This is a genomic window from Metabacillus niabensis (assembly GCF_020524345.1).
Taxonomy (GTDB): domain Bacteria; phylum Bacillota; class Bacilli; order Bacillales; family Bacillaceae; genus Metabacillus; species Metabacillus niabensis_B.
Genome location: NZ_JAIVLH010000022.1, coordinates 35,496 through 53,173 on the forward strand (window position 1 = coordinate 35,496; position 17,678 = coordinate 53,173).

Here is a 17,678-nt window from a genome sequence, read left to right on the forward strand (position 1 = left end):
ATGAGCGACCGTCAGTTATTAGGAAGAATGCTTGGTTTTGCAAAGCCATATTGGAAAAGAATGATCTTATCTATTTTTATCACAGGGTTGATTGTCATTGCCAGCCTCGCCCAGCCTTATATTATTAAAGTAGCGATAGACACGTATATAAACGGAATCTACTCACCGATGGTTGTCGTAAGTCGGGATGAGGCAGATGATATGAAAAACAGGTTGAATCATCTTGATATGGAGTTTCAGGAAATGGCTAGCTTAGAAGAAAAAGTATATATTAGATTACCAGGTTCTAAAAATGAAAAGGAGATCCAAGACTTAGAGAAAGCATCAATTGTTTCAATTGAGAATACCCATTATCTGGTTCAAGGCTGGAATGAAGGATTATCAAAGGCAGAGGAATATCAACTCCATTCATCGACTAATCAAATTGAAATTGATGGAAAGCTATTTCCGGTCAATCATTTGAGTCAAGCGGAAATGAATCAATTTCGAGAGCAGGATTATACAGGCCTACTAATATTGGGGGCGATTTATTTTATTCTCATCGCAAGTTCCGCCGTTCTTACCTTTTATCAGCAAAATACGCTGCAATATACTGGACAATCAATTATATATGATATTAGAGAGACTATTTTTAAGCACCTTTCGAAAATGTCGATTTCTTTTTATGGGAAGCACCCGATCGGAAGATTAGTCACAAGAATTACCCATGATGTAGAAGCTCTCAATCAATTATACTCACAGGTTATTGTTAACTTAATTAAGGAAGTTCTTATTCTTTTAGGTATTATCTTCATCATGTTACATCTCAGTGTAAAGCTTACATTAGTTAGTTTAATTGTCATACCGGCTGTTATGATCACAACCATTTATTTTAAAACGGTTATGAGAAAGGCTCAGCGAAAAATTCGCCTTATTTTATCAAAGCTTAATTCGTTTCTTGCTGAAAATTTATCAGGTATGAGTATTATCCAGCTCTTTGTACGGGAAGAAAAACAGCTTGAGCAATTTAATGAGTTGAATGAACGTCATTATAAAGCTGGAATGCGACAGACGATTTTAAATTCCATTTTTAATCCTTCCATCGGTTTTTTTGGTAATCTTTCTCTTGCATTACTTGTTTGGTTTGGAGGAAGAAATGTTTTGGAAGGTGCGATAACTTTCGGTATTGTGTATGCCTTTACACATTATGTGAGGCAATTTTTTGAGCCGCTAAGGGCACTTGCTGATCAGTTCAACCAAATTCAGTCTGCACTTGCGTCAGCAGAACGTATTTTTGAAACCTTGGACACAAAGTCAACGATCCTTAATCCTCATACTCCAAAAAAATTAGGGAGCGATATTAAAGGAGAAATACGCTTTGACCATGTATCTTTTGCCTATAAGAATGAGGAATGGGTGTTGAAAGATATTCATTTTCATATTCAACCTGGGGAGACGGTTGGAATTGTAGGGGAAACAGGTGCAGGAAAAAGCTCGATTATTCAGCTTATTAACCGTTTTTATGACATCCAAAAGGGAAAGATTTGCCTAGATGATGTGAATATAAAGGATGTTCAGCTGTCAGAGCTGAGAAAACATATTGGGATTATTCAACAAGATAGCTTTGTTTTTTCCGGGACTGTTTTTGATAATATCCGATTAAATCAGCAGGATATTACGAATGAAGACATCATTAAGGTGGCGAAATCTGTCAACATTGACTCCTTTTTCCGCACTTTACCAAACCAATATGAAACAGTGCTAGGTGAGCAAGGTACTGTATTATCTACAGGGCAAAATCAGCTTTTATCATTTTTAAGAGCAATTATGGCCAACCCTAAAGTGTTAATTCTTGATGAAGCAACAGCAAATATTGATACAGAAACAGAAGCGGTTGTCCAAAAAACATTAAGAAAAATCTCTGGAAATCGCACCACAATCATCATTGCCCATCGGTTATCAACCATTCAGCATGCAGATAAAATTATCGTTTTAAATAAGGGGAAGATCGTGGAAATGGGGAATCATCAAGAGCTTATTAAATCGAGGAACATGTATTATCAACTATGTAAGAGTCAGAGCAAAGCAAATCGATCAAGAGTTCGGGTATAAAAAACTTGAAGGTAGGGCTTGAAGGATGAAGCTCTACCTTTTGTCAGGATGATTAGAAAGCTCTCCGCTAATCTGTTTGTGATCTTCACAATATTGAGAAGGGGAAACTCCAATAATTCGTTTAAAGGTTCTGCTAAAATATAATTCATCACCATATCCAACGGTCTGGCTTACTTCTTTTATTTTTACATCAGATAAGACAAGTAGTTCTTTTGCACGGTCGATACGTAGATGTGTTAAATAATCGATCGGACTTAAGCCGATATATTTTTTGAAAAGTCTTGAATAATGGCTGGTACTCAGTCCGGCAATTTGGGATAGTTCAGACAAGGTGATCGTATTTTTGTAATGATTAATCATGTACTCTATCGTTCCTTCAATCGCTTTTTTGCTATCACCGCTTATCATTTGAGAATTGAAATCTTCTACAAAGGTTAATAACAACTCCCCAAAAACCATTCTTTGCTGCATATTAACGGTTGTCCCTTGTCTTTTTGCTAATGAGCTTAACTGCTCAAGTAAAACTGTTACGGCGGAATGATTGCTAATTGTATAAACTCCTTTAAGAGGAAAAGGGACATCCTGTGAATGTTTAAATTGCCATACATCTTTATCCTCAAAAGCCATTGCATATGAAAAACGAACATAATAAAATTCCAACGGATTCGTACGGTATGACTTCTTATCACATACCATTTGAGGAGTAAAAAAAACGAGTCTGCCTGGCTGTAATTTATGCTTCTTTCCGTTAATGACGACTTCTCCTCTTCCTTTTGTTACATACCAAAGGGAGTAATAACGCGGCCTTTTATTTTTTCGAACCCAATCAGGAGGACATATTTTATGTCCGGCTAATAATATGGAGAAAATAAGCTTATGTAATGAAGATGAAAGGTTACTCATGCTGTGACACAAATGACAATCCCCTTTCCGAATTACTGCATTTATCATACTATCCATACGCCAAATCCATGAAAATAGAACAAACCTTTTACCTGGTGCATAGAAACCTAATCATACTCTTAAGATCACATAGTAATCATTAAAACATATGATTGTTTCTTCTCTAAAGAGAGATTAGACATCATCAAACATATGAATGAAAATGGAAATAGGAAAATCTATATCAGGAGCTGGGGGGGTAATACAATATCTCATAACGAATATCCAACCATTTATATAGCTGGTGATTCTACTGCTGCATCATACCCAATAGAAAGAGCTCCACAAGCAGGGTGGGGGCAGGTATTACACCAATTCTTTACTGATGATATAACCATTTCAAATGAAGCAGCATCAGGAAGAAGCTCAAAAAGCTTTATTGTAGAAAAAAGGCTAACGAAAATTAATGAACATATCAAGGAAAACGATTACCTATTTATTCAATTTGGGCATAATGATTCAAAAACAGATGAAAGGTTTACAGATCCATTTACAGATTTTAAACATTATTTGAAACAGTATATTCATGTAGCCAAAAAGCATAAAGCAAAACCCATTTTACTAACACCTGTTCAAAGAAGAAGCTTTGATGAGTATGAAAATGTAAACGAAACACATGGCAATTATCCGGAAGCGATCATTCAACTAGGAAAGGAAGAAAACGTTCCGGTAATCGATTTAGGAAAACGAAGCAAAGAATATTTTGAGAACATAGGTACTGAGAACACAAAAAAAATCTTTCTTTGGCTTGATCCAGATGAACATTCTAATTACCCGAATGGACTACAAGATAACACTCATTTTTCTAAAAACGGAGCCCTTGAGGTTGCAAAATTAATAGTTGAAGGAATTCGAGATTTGGATTTACCAATTGAAAAATATCTCATATATTGAAGTAATTTTACTAATAGATTGTGGTTCTGAATCTTTTCAAAAAAGCTACAGTGGAATGGAGCGGAAGAACTCGACTCCTGCGGTAGAAGAGGAATGGCGAGACCCCACAGGCGAAGCCGAGAAGACTTGACTTCCTCCCCGCGGAAAGCGAGTGTCTGGAGCGCAATGGAACGAATTAGTTTAGAAAAAGAAGGAGAGTTCACTTTGTTAAATCCCGATGACTTTCTTGAAAATTTATATAATGACACTGTTTCAAAAGCTAAAGTTTATGACCAACACTGGCAAGAACAAACAAAATCTAAATTTGAACAATTGATTGGTCGTTTTCCATACCCAGAAGAAACTTCGTTGAATACTAAACTTATTGAGAAAACGGAAAAAGATGAATATTGGCGTTTAAAAATAGAAATAACAACAACTGACCAACTACGTTGTTCCACTTATGTCCTTCTCCCGAAGAAAAAAACAAACACAAAAGTCCCTGCCATACTTGCTCTTCATGGTCATGGCTATGGAAATAAAGAAATGGTTGGGTTAAATCATAATGGAACTGAAATTGAAGGAGAGCCGGGCATACATACGAATTGTGCAATAGAACTTGTACAAAAAGGGATGGTTGTTGTTGTACCAGAGTTAATCGGATTTGGTGAACGAAAGCTGGCAAAAGATGCTGAGTCTAGCGAGCCTAGTAGTAGTTCATGTTTTTCAATTGCAAGTCAATTGCTCTTAATGGGGAAAACGATAGCAGGATTGAGGGTTTTTGAATGTAGAAGAGTTATAGATTACATACAAACGATTGATATGGTTGATCAAGACAGAATTGGATGTTTGGGTTTCTCTGGCGGGGGCCTTGTAGCAGCCTTTACCTCAATTATCGATGAACGGATAAAAGCTACTGTTCTTTCCGGCTATACCAATACATTTAAAGGCAGTATCATGGATCGAAATCACTGCCTTGATAATTATATTCCAGGAATTTTACATCTAGGTGAAATGCCTGAGTTGTTGGGGTTACTTACACCAAGACCTTTGTTTATTGAGACAGGAAAACATGATACAGTATTTCCAATTAAACATGCAAAAGAAGCGTTGGAAACCATTTATGAAATTTACAGAAGGTTTGGTGCGGAAAATTTTATAGATCAACACTTTTTTGATGGAAAGCACGAAATATGCGGTGACAAGTCCTATAACTGGCTTTTAAAAAACTTGGCAGGATCTGATGAATAGAAGTGATTCCACAACATTTGAGATGAAGATATTAAAGAAGGTAAAAAGGGCGTCCTATCTAGACCGGCTCTTTTTACTTTGTAATCTGTTGATTTTTTTATATAATCATTACGTTATGTCAGGTTCACTAGATCACTTTATTAGTTGAAATCCTATTTTTATACTCCAATTTGATTTACCTGTTGTAATGATTATAGCGATCTTATTAAAAATAAAGTAGGTTTAGTTGTAAGTGTTATCAAACGAAAGATCAATAAAGGAGGAATTTAATTGTGAAAATGGCAGTATAAGAGAGTAACAGCATATTGACATTAAATTTAGTGGAATCATATAATGATAACTAATGTAAGCGTTTTATTGGCAGGGAAGAGGTGATGAATGTTGAAACAAAAACCAAAATATTTTTATCGCATTTTTTTACCTTTTGTTTTAGCAGGTACTCTAGTTGTGATCTTATTTAATGGTTTTGCGTATTTTTTTACCAAGGCTTCATTTGAAGAGAAGATTATTTTGGAGAAGCAGGAAAATGTTGTTCAAATCATGAATACGCTTGAACAAAAAATGCAAACTTTAGATTATTCACTTAATTCCTATGTTCATGATTCCTCATTTAAGCAATATATTAAAGAACCTTTAACGGTAAAGAATTTTGATATTTATCAAGCAATTGATAAACAATTAAACTACATTTCATCATTTGGACCAAGTCAAACAACCATAGAATTAGTTAGCTTACAAGGAAACTGGAAGATAAATCAATACGGATTAAAATCAGTTACTAAAACAGAAATGGATCACATTGTATCAAATTATATGTCACTTCCACATCCCTCTACATGGTTGAAGGAAGAAAATGTGGAAAATGAGATTAAGCTTATCAAACAAACCCCCTATTATCAGTCAACAAAAAACGGCGTTCTCATTGTACATATCCCATTAAAGTCATTATCAAGTCTAATCTATAATCAGGCTGAATCAAATCCTGTCTATATTTATAATCAAGATGGAATATTAATCTATCAAAATGATGCAGAACCTCAGGAAAAAGAAATTAAGCATAATATTATTTCTGATTTAGTAAATCACCACCAAGGACAAGCTGGGATCTATCCTGTTGATTCACAACAAAAAGACCAATATAAATTGGTTTATTCAAAATCTGGGTATAATGGATGGTTATATGTTACAAAAATAAAGGATTCAGAGTTTACTGAGGCAATGAAACCAACTATTATTGGAACAGTTTTGATGAGTGTTTTTATGCTATCAGTGACAATAATTATAGGTTATGTTAGCTCCGACTATTTTTCTAAGCCCATTCGTGAACTACAGAAATTCATTCCGAAAATGCAAAAAAATGATTATAAAGATGAATTTGAACTTATAGGCAGATCAATTCGTGAAGTGATAAATAAAAATCAATCCCTTGAAAATGTAATTACAAGCCAGCATGAACAATTAAAAACATTATTTATGTTAAATCTTTTTCACGGACGAATGAATGAACAGGAAATTCAGGAGCAACTGCAGGATTTTAAGTTCCAGCAAAAATGGAAAAGTTTGTATGTTCTTGCTATTCAATTTGATCATCTTGAAAACAATAATTATTCAAGAAAGGACAAAGATGTCCTCTTATTTTCCATCAATCAGCTCGTTTCTGACATTATTAGTAAGGATGAGCAGTTATCACCTGCTGTTATTGATTCAAGGACGCAAGCAACCATTTTACTTTGCCAAAACGAGGATACAGATCAGCATATTTTAGTCATAAACAATTATATGGAAAGAATTCAAAAAGTGGTGAAAGAGATTTTTAACTTGACAGTTAGTGTAGGAATAAGTAGCCCATTTAAAGATTTAGGAGACAGTAAACTTGCACTTCAACAAGGAATTGAAGCCCTTAAGTACCGCTTAAAGGTTGGTAAAGAATCGATTATTTTTTATGAAAGTGTTTCAGCTATTTTTAATAGCAATGAAATTAAGACATATTTCCCTAAAATTCTGGAAAATCAGTTATTCGATTCAATTAAATTAGGAGAAAACAAAAAGGCAAAAGAAACGTTACATCAACTGCTTGCAGACTTGTTTAAAAATAATCATAATCCTCATGAACTTGAAGTTAATATTATGCGGTTTATCAATGATTTAGTTAGTTTTATGCATGTGTTGGGTATGGACACGTTAATTATTGAGGATCATAAAACATTGTATAATGCCATTTCGGAAATGAAAACTTCCGAAGAAATTGAAATGTTTGTAAAACATAAAATCGTGTATCCTATGATCAATGCGATTACTGAACGTACTGATTATCAATATAAAACGATCTCAGATAAAATTGTTCATATTATTCAAAATGAATTTGATACAGAGCTTTCTTTAGAAAATATAGCAGCCCGTCTTCATTATAATAAAAATTATTTAAGCAGTATTTTTAAAAAGGAGTTCAATCAATCGTTTAGTGAATATCTTGCATTGTATCGATATGATATGGCGAAAAAATGGCTGAAAGAAACAGATATGTCAGTAAAGAAAATCTCGGAAAAGCTGCAATATAATAATTCACAAAATTTTATCCGATCCTTCCGTAAATATGAAGGAATAACACCGGGGAAATATAGGGAATTGCATTGTGGTGAGACATTGGTTTATAAGAAAAGTTGATGAAAGTTTCTTTTTGTTTCATTAAAATTAATAGAGTAATATGAAACATCCCCTTTATATAATATGTAATTTGAACATTAAAGGGGATGTTTTTGCTGTGTAAAGTGCTCCATAATATTCTATTGTAAAGCTTTTAGAACAGGCTGTTTCATTGTCTTCTGCAAAGAATTAGAATAAAACAAAATTATTTATAATAAAGGCTACTATTTTGAAAATATCAAATAATAGTAGCCTTTATTTTTTTTATATTGTTTTCTTTTCACATAAGGATAGTTTCTTTTTAACCTTATTAAGCCTTCACAGATCCTACAAAGGCACCTTTTACAAAGTATTTTTGCAGGAATGGGTAGACGATTAGCATTGGGATTGTTGCAACTGCGATAACGGCCATTTTGATTGTTTGTGCCGGTGGAACGATATCAACAGCAGAATTATCTGCTTGCATGCCGCTTGATACGATAACAATTTGACGAAGTAACACCTGAATAGGCCATTTACCTGAATCATTTAAGTAAAGAATCGCATTTGTATATTCATTCCAATATGACACTGCGTAAAATAATGAAATTGTTGCGATTGAAGGCAGAGATAACGGCAGAATAATTTTGAAAAAAATCATAATATCGTTGTATCCGTCAACCTTTGCTGATTCTTCCAAGCTGTCTGGAATGGCTTGGAAAAAATTCCTCATAATAATTAAGTTAAAGGCACTAATTGCGACTGGCAAAATTAGTGCCCAATACGTATCAATAAGGCCTAAATTTCTTACGACAAGATAGGTAGGGATCATCCCTCCGCTAAAAAGCATGGTAAAGACTACGATAAAGTTGATCCCTTTCCTTCCATATAGGTACTTCCTCGATAATCCGTAAGCCATGAAAGCAGTTAACACCATACTAACGAATGTACCAACACCTGTTACACCAATTGAGACGGCAAAGCTTCTAAAAATCGTAGGTGTAGAAAAAATATAGTGGTAAGCATCCAAAGTAAAAGTTGTTGGAAAAAGAATAAATGTTTTTTCAACAACCTCCTGTGTTGTTGCGAAGGAACTTGAGATAACGTTTACAAATGGGAGAAAACAAGCTAACCCAATTAGCAGCAGGACCGTATAGTTAAGGAAATTAAAAATACGATTGCTTAATGAACTTTCATGTTTCAATCGAAACCCTCCATTTCAATTTATATTTATCTATATTTCTACTTCCAATATAGCAACGGAAAAATAAGCATGTCTATAATCATTTCCACAGTAGTTATTTCATGCCATGATTATGGATCTTACGAAGAATAATCATGGCCGGTTAAAAGTACTCAATAGATCATATCGATAACAGAAAGCGTTTACAAATGGTGTTGGAGAATGGTTTCTGACCGAATGATTGTAGACGTTACGCTATGAAATAGATTAATTTTGAATAGTACCAACATTTACGGAGAAAAATTGAGGGAGGATTTCTGAGTGAGGGAAACAATGATTCCTATAAAAGATCAGCATAGCGTGCAAACTGTTCCAGATAAGAAAGCAATCAAGCGGGAAATCAGAAGAAAGAATATTGCAAGTATAGGCAGGAATAAATATTTGTATTTTATGATATTGCCAGGTCTATTGTATTTCCTTATTTTTAAGTATGTACCAATGGGTGGACTGATCATCGCCTTTCAGGATTACCAGCCGTTTTTAGGGATTTCAGGAAGTCCTTGGGCCGGTTTTAAACATTTTATTCGATTATTTACAGAACCAACCTTCTTTATGTTGTTAACAAACACATTGTTTTTATTTGCATTAAATTTATTTGTCTTTTTCCCGATTCCTATCATATTGGCATTAATGTTAAATGAAGTAAGAGGGAAAATCTTCAAAAGCACAATTCAAACTGTTATATATATCCCGCATTTTATGTCCTGGGTTATTATTGTATCGATTTCTTACGTCTTCTTAACAGTAGATGGGGGAGTTATTAATGAATTGATTGCTAAAGCAGGCGGCGAAAAAATGGATTTCTTAACAGATGGTGCATGGACAAGGACGATTTACATCCTGCAAATTATCTGGAAAGAAATGGGCTGGTCAACCATCATTTATTTGGCGGCCGTGACAGCTGTTGACCCACAATTATATGAGGCTGCAAAAATGGATGGCGCCAATCGTCTTCGTCAAATCTGGCATGTTACATTGCCTGCAATTCGTCCGGTTATCATTATTCTATTAATCTTAAAAATTGGTCAAACATTAGACTTAGGTTTTGAGCATGTTTACCTTCTTTTAAACTCGCTTAATAGAGAATCAATGGAAATCTTTGATACGTATGTCTATACGGCTGGACTTAAAAATGGCCAATTAAGCTATAGTACAGCGGTTGGTTTATTTAAAGGCCTTGTGGGACTAATCCTTGTTATTGGCGCAAATAAATTAGCGAAGAAATTTGGGGAGGACGGTCTTTACTAATGGAAGGAATTGATAACGGTATCATTAGGTAGAAAGGAGTGTGAATAATGGATAAAATGGCTGAGCGGTTAAATGACATATGTATCCGTATTTTACAGCTGGTATATCTCAATATCTTATGGATCGTATTTACATTGCTGGGCCTTGTTCTAGCAGGAATCGGTCCAGCCACATTAGCACTGTATACCGTCATAAGGCAGTGGATTCGAGGAAATAGTGATATTCCCATTTTTTTGACATTCTGGAAGGCCTATCGCTCTTCCTTTAAAGAGGCGTCTGTTATTGGCATGATTTATCTTGTCATCGGCTGGATTTTATATGTTGATCTTTTGTATGTTCAGTCTTTTTACTTGCGTGCTTTAGTGATCTTTGTCAGCTTTATCTATGTTGTCTCACTTTGTTATGTGTTTCCCATTATGGCCCACTATGACTGGAAAAGCACCATTGTTAAAATCAAGTGCTCTGTCTTATTTGGGATTTCATATTTACAGTATACATTGATCATGCTTCTTTCATTGGCGTTCATTTATTTTGTTTTCTTTATGAATTCGGGTGCGCTCGTGTTCTTTGGGTTTAGTATTGGGAATTACGTCATTATGTGGATGGCAAACCAAGTATTTATAAAAGTTGAAAATCAGGCTGTGCTCTTAGAAAGCGAGAGTCAATCTTAAGACAATTTTAAGGGGGTGGATAAGAAAACAAGCATAGTGTACGGGGATATATCATGCATAATCAAAAAAAGAAAAATAAAAAGCTCAAAGTCAGAAAGGGGAAAATGGAAGATGAAAAAGAAGCTAGCCAAAATAATTGGGGTAAATGTATTAGTAGCATCACAAATTCTTCTTGCTGCTTGTTCAAATAATAATGAACAAGCAAGCGGAGATACAGAAAAATATGATCCAGAATCAAAGGTTGAAGTGAATTGGACAGCAATCCTGCATACAGCTTCTCCACCAACAGATGTCGTGTTAAAAGAGATAGAAGAAGCGACAAATTCGACGATCAATTTTAATTGGGTACCTGATGCATCTAAAGAAGAAAGAATTACAGCTGCACTCGCCTCCGGAGAATTATCTGACATTGTTTCTTTAACAATGATGACCAATTCTTCTGTAAGGCAATCTTTAAAAACCGGTATGTTTTGGGATGTAGAAAAGTACTTGGATGATTACGATAATTTGAAACTAATATCTGAAGACATTCGAACAGCTGCATCCATCGATGGAAAATTATATGGAGTACCATTTCAAAAAGATTTAGCACGTTCCGGACTTTTGCTTCGTAAGGATTGGTTAGATAATTTAGGACTTGAAGTTCCAAAAACATTGGATGAATTATTTGAAGTTGCAAGAGCATTTACAGAGGATGATCCGGATGGTAATGGAAAAGATGATACAGTCGCTTTCAGTGATCGAAGTGATCTTAGATACAGCAGTTTCAAAACATTAAGCTCCTACTTTGGAGCACCAAACGGATGGCAAGTTGAAGAAGACGGGACATTTACACCGGAATTTGAGACACAAGCATATAAAGATACAATGAATTATTCGAGAGATTTATATAAGAATGGCTATTTGGACCAGGATTTCGCCGTAACAGCTAAAACAGATCAACAACAAAAATTTGCACAAGGTAAAGCGGGAATTTATACAGGTATGGTTGATATAAAGAACTTAAAAACAATGGCAGAGGGTATTCAAGATGAGATGGAGATTGTACCAGTAAACAAAATTGAAAGCCCTGATGGTGGAAATCATATCTGGTCGGAAAATAGCGGTGTAGGGGGATTAATGGCGTTCCCTAAATCAGAAGTGAAAACAGAGGCTGAGTTAAAGCGCTTACTGCAATTTATTAATGATTTAATTGATGAAGAAGTGTTTATGATGATGACAGGCGGTATTGAAGGAACTCACTATGAAACTGATAGCAATGGCTCGTTTACTATTTTAGACAACGATTTATGGCAAAAAGACGTACAACCATTTTCCAGCTCAAGACCAAGTGAGATTACTCACTCACTTGTCGACGCAGACCCTTCTAAACAACTAGTTAATGAGCTAATTAAAGAAAATGCCGAGTTTGCCGTACTCGATCCTACTGTACCGCTTGATTCAGAAACAGCAAATGAACGCGGAACGGAATTAGAGAAAATAATTGTGGATGCAACAATCAAATACATCATGGGTGAAATTGATGAAAAGGCCTTTGATGAGGCAGTTGATAAGTGGAAGAAATCCGGTGGAGATGCAATGGCAAAAGAATATGAAGAGGCTTATAAGAAAGCACAAGGTTGATGATGAATTGGTAAAGGTAAGATTCTTTCTCCCTAATGGGGAAAGAATCTTCTTTTCTGAATACGTTTCATTAAGAAAGGAGCTTTTTTATGAAGAAAAGGTCGAATATAAAGAATCCGGTCTTGACGGGATTTAATCCTGACCCATGTATAGTTCGGGTGGAGGAAAACTACTATATCGTTACTTCAACATTTGAATGGTATCCGGGAGTGCCAGTCTATCATTCTAAAGATCTACAAAACTGGGGGCACTTAACCAATATTTTGAATGGGGATCAAAACTTTACCGGCAATCCGGATTCATGCAGTATTTGGGCCCCTGCTTTAAGTCATCACGATGGTGTATTTTATTTGGTTTACACGGACGTAAAAAGAAGTAAGTATCCATTTAAGGATGCACATAATTACTTGATTACAGCAACCGATATCTTGGGTCCTTGGTCAGCGCCTATCCTTTTAAACAGTGGAAGCTTTGATCCATCTTTATTTCATGATGAGGATGGTCGGAAATGGTTTTTGAATGTTGAGTGGGATTATCGAATTGATGGCAGAAATAAATCTGCAGGGATTGTGATGCAGGAGTATTCTCTGGAGGATAAAAAATTGATCGGTCCAATTTATAAAATATTTAATGGGACGTATCTTAGGAAAACAGAAGCTCCCCATATTTATAAACAGAATGGTTATTACTATTTACTAACTGCTGAAGGTGGCACAGGTAAAACACATGCTGTCACTGTTGCAAGATCTAAAGAACTGACCGGTCCATATGAGGTTGATCCGCAAAATCCAATGTTAACTTCTGCACATGACGAACATTTACCATTGCAAAAGGCCGGACATGGTAGTTTAGTTTGTACACAAACGGGTGAATGGTTTATGGCCCACTTATGCAGCAGACCTGTGAAAGGGAAATACTCCATTTTAGGTCGGGAAACTGCTATTCAGCGTGTGAAATGGACAGAAGATGGATGGCTTCGACTTGAAAACGGAGGAAATGAAGCACAAGTAGAAGTCATCGCACCTAATCTTCCTCAACATCCTTTTCCACATGATCAAAATGAATATGATGATTTTCAACATGAATCATTACATATAACGTGGAATACCATCCGCAAAGCTCCTGATGAATCCTGGTGCTCATTAAAGGAACGAAAAGGATGCCTGCGATTAAAGGGAGGAGAATCTCTTCACTCCCTGAATGACCAGCATTTAATTGCAAGACGACAGCAGCATTTCTCATGTGAAGTGGAAACAGACATTGAATTTGATCCAGAAACATTTCTGCAGATGGCAGGTCTGGTTCTTTATTACAATACTGATAATTATGTTTATTTCTATCTTTCACATGATGAAGAAAAAGGGAAATGTCTCAATATCATGAGATGTGTGTGGGGAGAGTTTGAACAGTTAGATCTCTGGGTTCCTATAAACGACGCGAAGAGCTGCAAACTCAAAGCAATTCTACATGATGAGGTAGCAACATTCTTTTATAAGTCTGATGCTAATGATTGGGAAAGAATTGACATTCCAATCAGTATTGCCCACCTTTCAGATGAGGGGAACGGATTTACAGGGAACTTTGTTGGGGTGTGTGTACAGGATCTTTTGGGGGCAAACATACATGCTGATTTTCATTATTTTAGTTATAAGGAAAACAATCAGGAAGAAGGTTGAATAAAGATGGAAACAAAAACACTTAATTGGTCACAAAGAATGATCGACTCTGTTATTGTCCGAAGACCGCTTTTGTGTGAAGGTGTTCAAAATGATAAGTGGTCGTATGACTACGGTGTTGTGCTAAAAGGGACAGAGCTTGTCTGGAGGAAAACAGGTGATCAGAAGTATTTTAATTATATGAAAAAAAACATGGATGCTTTTGTCCATGAAGAAGGTGATATCCGGGCATACAATATTGAACACTTTAATATTGATCACATAAACAATGGAAAGGTTTTACTTACTTTGTTCAAAGAAACGGGAGAAACGAAATACAAAAAGGCAATCGACCTGTTAAGAAAACAGTTGCAATATCATCCCCGTACGTCTGAGGGAGTTTTTTGGCATAAGAAAGTGTATCCTCATCAAATTTGGCTCGACGGTCTTTATATGGGCTCCCCATTTTACGCTGAGTATGTAAAGGAGTTTGGACAAATAGAGGAATTTGATGATATAACAAAGCAATTTTTACTTTGTGCGAAAAATACAAAAGATCATGAGACAGGTCTTCTTTTTCACGCCTTTGATGAGAAAAGAATACAGTCATGGTGCAACCCAGTAACAGGCCATTCAAAGAACTTCTGGGGAAGATCAATGGGATGGTTTGTAATGGGACTAGTTGATACACTCACATTCCTTCCTGTGAATCATAAAGACCGAGGTGCATTACTGGTCTTACTGACAGATGTTTTACTTGCCCTTAAAAATGTGCAAGACAAAGAATCAGGAGTTTGGTATCAGGTCCTTGATAAGGGGGATCGAAAGGGGAATTATCTTGAGGCTTCAGCTTCATGCATGATTTTATATGCCATTGCAAAGGGAGTAAAGCAAGGGTATCTAACAAAAGAATGGGAAGAGTTAGCCCATCAGGTTTATGAAGGGATTATAAACGAGTTTATTACAGAAACAAGTGAAGGTTTGGTTAATTTAAATAAAAACTGCCAGGTAGCCGGACTGGGTGGGCCAGATAAACGAGATGGAACATTTGAATACTATATTAGTGAGCCGATTATAACAAATGACTTAAAAGGAATTGGAGCTTTTATTTTAGCAGCCGCAGAAATGGAAAGCATTCAATAGAGAAAGGAGAGAGAAAAATGATTCCAACAAGTACAACCAGTCTGCATGATGTTACACAATATGGTGCGGTAGGGGATGGGAAGACAGTTAATACAAAAATGATTGCCGCGGCTATTCAGGCATGTGAGGATGCTGGAGGAGGAACGGTGTATGTCCCTTCAGGTCGATTTCTAACAGGTGCTATTATATTAAAAAGTAATATGAATCTATATTTAGAGGCTGGATCTACTCTACTATTTAGTACTGATATAAATGAGTATCCAGTTGTCCACTCAAGGTGGGAAGGAGTTAAAAAGGATGTATATGCATCATGTATTTATTCTGAAAATAGTGAAAACATATCTGTAACAGGATATGGGACATTGGATGGGAATGGTGCCTTTTGGTGGGATCTTTTTAGAAAAAAGGAAAATAAATACCCGCGTCCAAAGCTAGTAAGCTTTGATTCTTGCAAACATATATTAATTTCAGGAGTAAAGATGATTCAGTCTCCTAGCTGGACGGTTAATCCCATATGCTGTGAAGATGTGACAATTCATAATCTAACAATTGTAAATCCGAGTCATTCACCTAATACTGATGGCATTGACCCGGAATCATGCCGAAATGTTAGAATATCAGATTGCCATATTGATGTTGGTGATGATTGTATTGCAATTAAAGCGGGAACAGAGGACACCGAAAAACGTGTAGCATGCGAAAATATTACAATTACAAACTGCACGATGATCCATGGACATGGCGGGGTTGTCCTTGGAAGTGAGATGAGCGGTGATATTCGAAATGTAACAGTAAGTAATTGTATATTCGAGGGAACAGACCGAGGGATTCGTTTGAAATCAAGACGTGGCCGTGGTGGTGTTGTAGAAGACATTCGAGTTAGTAATATTATAATGAATGGAGTGATTTGTCCGTTTATTGCAAACCTCTATTATTTCTGTGGACCACGTGGTAAAGAAAAATATGTATGGGATAAAAATCCATATCCTGTAACGGATGAAACTCCTGTTTTTAGAAGAATACATTTCTCAAATATAACGGCAAGAGAAGTAAGTGCGGCGGCAGGATTTTTATACGGACTGCCTGAGATGTATGTGGAAGATGTGACATTTGATCATGTCACTGTCGATTTGGCTGAAGATGCAGAACCAGGTATGCCTGCCATGATGTCCGAATTAAAGCCGATGAAACAACGCGGCTTCTTCTGCGGAAACGTCAAAGGTGTTAGTTTTCATAGAGTAACAATTAGTAACCATGAAGGACCTGCATTTTATGTGGAAAATGGTGAAGACATTGAATTTAATCAATGCAAACAAAAAACAAGCTCAGAAAATTCTATGATTGAGTTGAAAAATGTAACTTCCTCTTAGCCAAAAAAGACTTTGTTCCTGACAGGACAAAGTCTTTTTAAGTTTGTCATATTAAAATCCTTGTTGTTTTAACCAATTTCCACATAAACTTGTCCATTTTCCCACTACAGGGTCTTCTTCAGCAAGTCCTAAACCATGACGTCCATTGGGAAAGATATGCATTTCAAAGGGGACATTATTTTTACTTAATGATTGTGCATAGAGTAAACTATTTTCAACAGGAACTGCACCATCATCAGCTGTGTGCCAGAGAAAAGTGGGTGGTGTATCATCGGTAACATTGTTTTCATTGGATAATGAAAGACGCAGTTGCTCTGATGAGTTATTTCCCAGTAAATTTTGAACAGAGCCTTCATGATAATAGTGTGTAAAGGATATAACAGGATAACAGACAATGGCAATATTCGGCCTGCAGCTTACCTCATCAATACGATCACTAGATTCGTAGCATCCTTCTAAAAACTGGGTTGAAGCAGTTGATGCTAGATGTCCACCTGCTGAAAAGCCTAATATCCCAATTTTTTGTTTATCAATGGACCATTCTTCTGCATGATGTCGAACATAGCGAATAGCACGCTGAGCATCCGCTAATGGAGCTGGATGTCTCGAAGGTGAAACACGGTAGTTTAATACAAATGCAGAGATACCAAAAGTGTTTAACCATTTTGCGACTGGCTCTCCTTCATGATGTGCACGACCTTGATAACCTCCACCTGGAAAAATAATGACCGCTCCATGTTTTTCTTTACGATTGATTAGGTACGGAGTAATTGTTGGAATGAAATCATCTTCAGAACTAAGAAATGGTGCATTTTGAGTCCATAATAAATTTGTCATGAAATAAACCTCCTTAAACCTTATCATTTTTTAAACTTAGTTTTGGTGTCCAGCTCCAACGCCTGCCCCTCGGGGTCATAAGCCACTCAGGAATTGAAGACAAAAAACG

At 36.0% G+C, this 17,678-nt stretch carries 13 protein-coding genes; 10 read left to right on the top strand and 3 right to left on the bottom strand.

Features of this window, described 5'->3' with window-relative positions:
• Positions 1–2,091, top strand: a complete 2,091-nt coding sequence (locus LC095_RS20920; RefSeq protein WP_226530015.1) for an ABC transporter ATP-binding protein — start codon at positions 1–3, stop codon at positions 2,089–2,091.
• Positions 2,092–2,124: 33 nt separating this feature from the next.
• On the opposite strand, the gene LC095_RS20925 is transcribed toward LC095_RS20920, so the two are convergent.
• The gene (locus LC095_RS20925; protein WP_226530016.1) at positions 2,125–2,994 is read right to left on the bottom strand and encodes an AraC family transcriptional regulator; all 870 of its coding nucleotides are present in this window, start codon (positions 2,992–2,994) and stop codon (positions 2,125–2,127) included.
• 192 nt (positions 2,995–3,186) lie between these two features.
• Here LC095_RS20925 and LC095_RS20930 point away from each other — a divergent pair, with 192 nt between their 5' ends.
• From LC095_RS20930 to LC095_RS20940, 3 genes are all read left to right on the top strand, one after another.
• The gene (locus LC095_RS20930; protein WP_226530017.1) at positions 3,187–3,927 is read left to right on the top strand and encodes a rhamnogalacturonan acetylesterase; all 741 of its coding nucleotides are present in this window, start codon (positions 3,187–3,189) and stop codon (positions 3,925–3,927) included.
• A gap of 126 nt (positions 3,928–4,053) precedes the next feature.
• Positions 4,054–5,157 carry an alpha/beta hydrolase family protein gene (locus LC095_RS20935; RefSeq protein ID WP_226530018.1) on the top strand — a complete coding sequence of 368 codons (1,104 nt, stop codon included), beginning with the start codon at positions 4,054–4,056 and terminating at the stop codon, positions 5,155–5,157.
• Between the two features lie 381 nt (positions 5,158–5,538).
• On the top strand, positions 5,539–7,821 hold the full coding sequence (locus LC095_RS20940; protein ID WP_226530019.1) for a helix-turn-helix domain-containing protein: 2,283 nt from the start codon (positions 5,539–5,541) through the stop codon (positions 7,819–7,821).
• A gap of 289 nt (positions 7,822–8,110) precedes the next feature.
• Here the strand turns inward: LC095_RS20940 and LC095_RS20945 are convergent, their stop codons facing one another.
• Positions 8,111–8,983 (bottom strand): carbohydrate ABC transporter permease, encoded by an 873-nt coding sequence (locus tag LC095_RS20945; RefSeq protein WP_226530020.1) that lies wholly within the window; start codon positions 8,981–8,983, stop codon positions 8,111–8,113.
• 429 nt (positions 8,984–9,412) lie between these two features.
• Between LC095_RS20945 and LC095_RS20950 the strand changes: the two genes are divergently transcribed.
• The 6 genes from LC095_RS20950 to LC095_RS20975 all read left to right on the top strand — a co-directional run bounded on the left by LC095_RS20950 (position 9,413) and on the right by LC095_RS20975 (position 16,732).
• Positions 9,413–10,270, top strand: a complete 858-nt coding sequence (locus LC095_RS20950; protein ID WP_319005829.1) for an ABC transporter permease — start codon at positions 9,413–9,415, stop codon at positions 10,268–10,270.
• A gap of 47 nt (positions 10,271–10,317) precedes the next feature.
• Complete coding sequence (locus LC095_RS20955; RefSeq protein ID WP_226530021.1) at positions 10,318–10,941, top strand: YesL family protein; 624 nt, start codon at positions 10,318–10,320, stop codon at positions 10,939–10,941.
• A 111-nt stretch (positions 10,942–11,052) separates the two neighbouring features.
• Positions 11,053–12,564 carry an extracellular solute-binding protein gene (locus tag LC095_RS20960; RefSeq protein WP_226530022.1) on the top strand — a complete coding sequence of 504 codons (1,512 nt, stop codon included), beginning with the start codon at positions 11,053–11,055 and terminating at the stop codon, positions 12,562–12,564.
• A gap of 89 nt (positions 12,565–12,653) precedes the next feature.
• On the top strand, positions 12,654–14,240 hold the full coding sequence (locus LC095_RS20965) for a glycoside hydrolase family 43 protein (RefSeq protein ID WP_226530023.1): 1,587 nt from the start codon (positions 12,654–12,656) through the stop codon (positions 14,238–14,240).
• Between the two features lie 6 nt (positions 14,241–14,246).
• Positions 14,247–15,362: a glycoside hydrolase family 105 protein gene (locus tag LC095_RS20970; RefSeq protein WP_226530024.1), complete on the top strand. Its 1,116-nt coding sequence runs from the start codon at positions 14,247–14,249 to the stop codon at positions 15,360–15,362.
• 17 nt (positions 15,363–15,379) lie between these two features.
• On the top strand, positions 15,380–16,732 hold the full coding sequence (locus tag LC095_RS20975) for a glycoside hydrolase family 28 protein (RefSeq protein ID WP_226530025.1): 1,353 nt from the start codon (positions 15,380–15,382) through the stop codon (positions 16,730–16,732).
• A 51-nt stretch (positions 16,733–16,783) separates the two neighbouring features.
• On the opposite strand, the gene LC095_RS20980 is transcribed toward LC095_RS20975, so the two are convergent.
• The gene (locus tag LC095_RS20980; protein ID WP_226530026.1) at positions 16,784–17,569 is read right to left on the bottom strand and encodes an alpha/beta hydrolase; all 786 of its coding nucleotides are present in this window, start codon (positions 17,567–17,569) and stop codon (positions 16,784–16,786) included.
• Positions 17,570–17,678 lie beyond the last annotated feature (109 nt).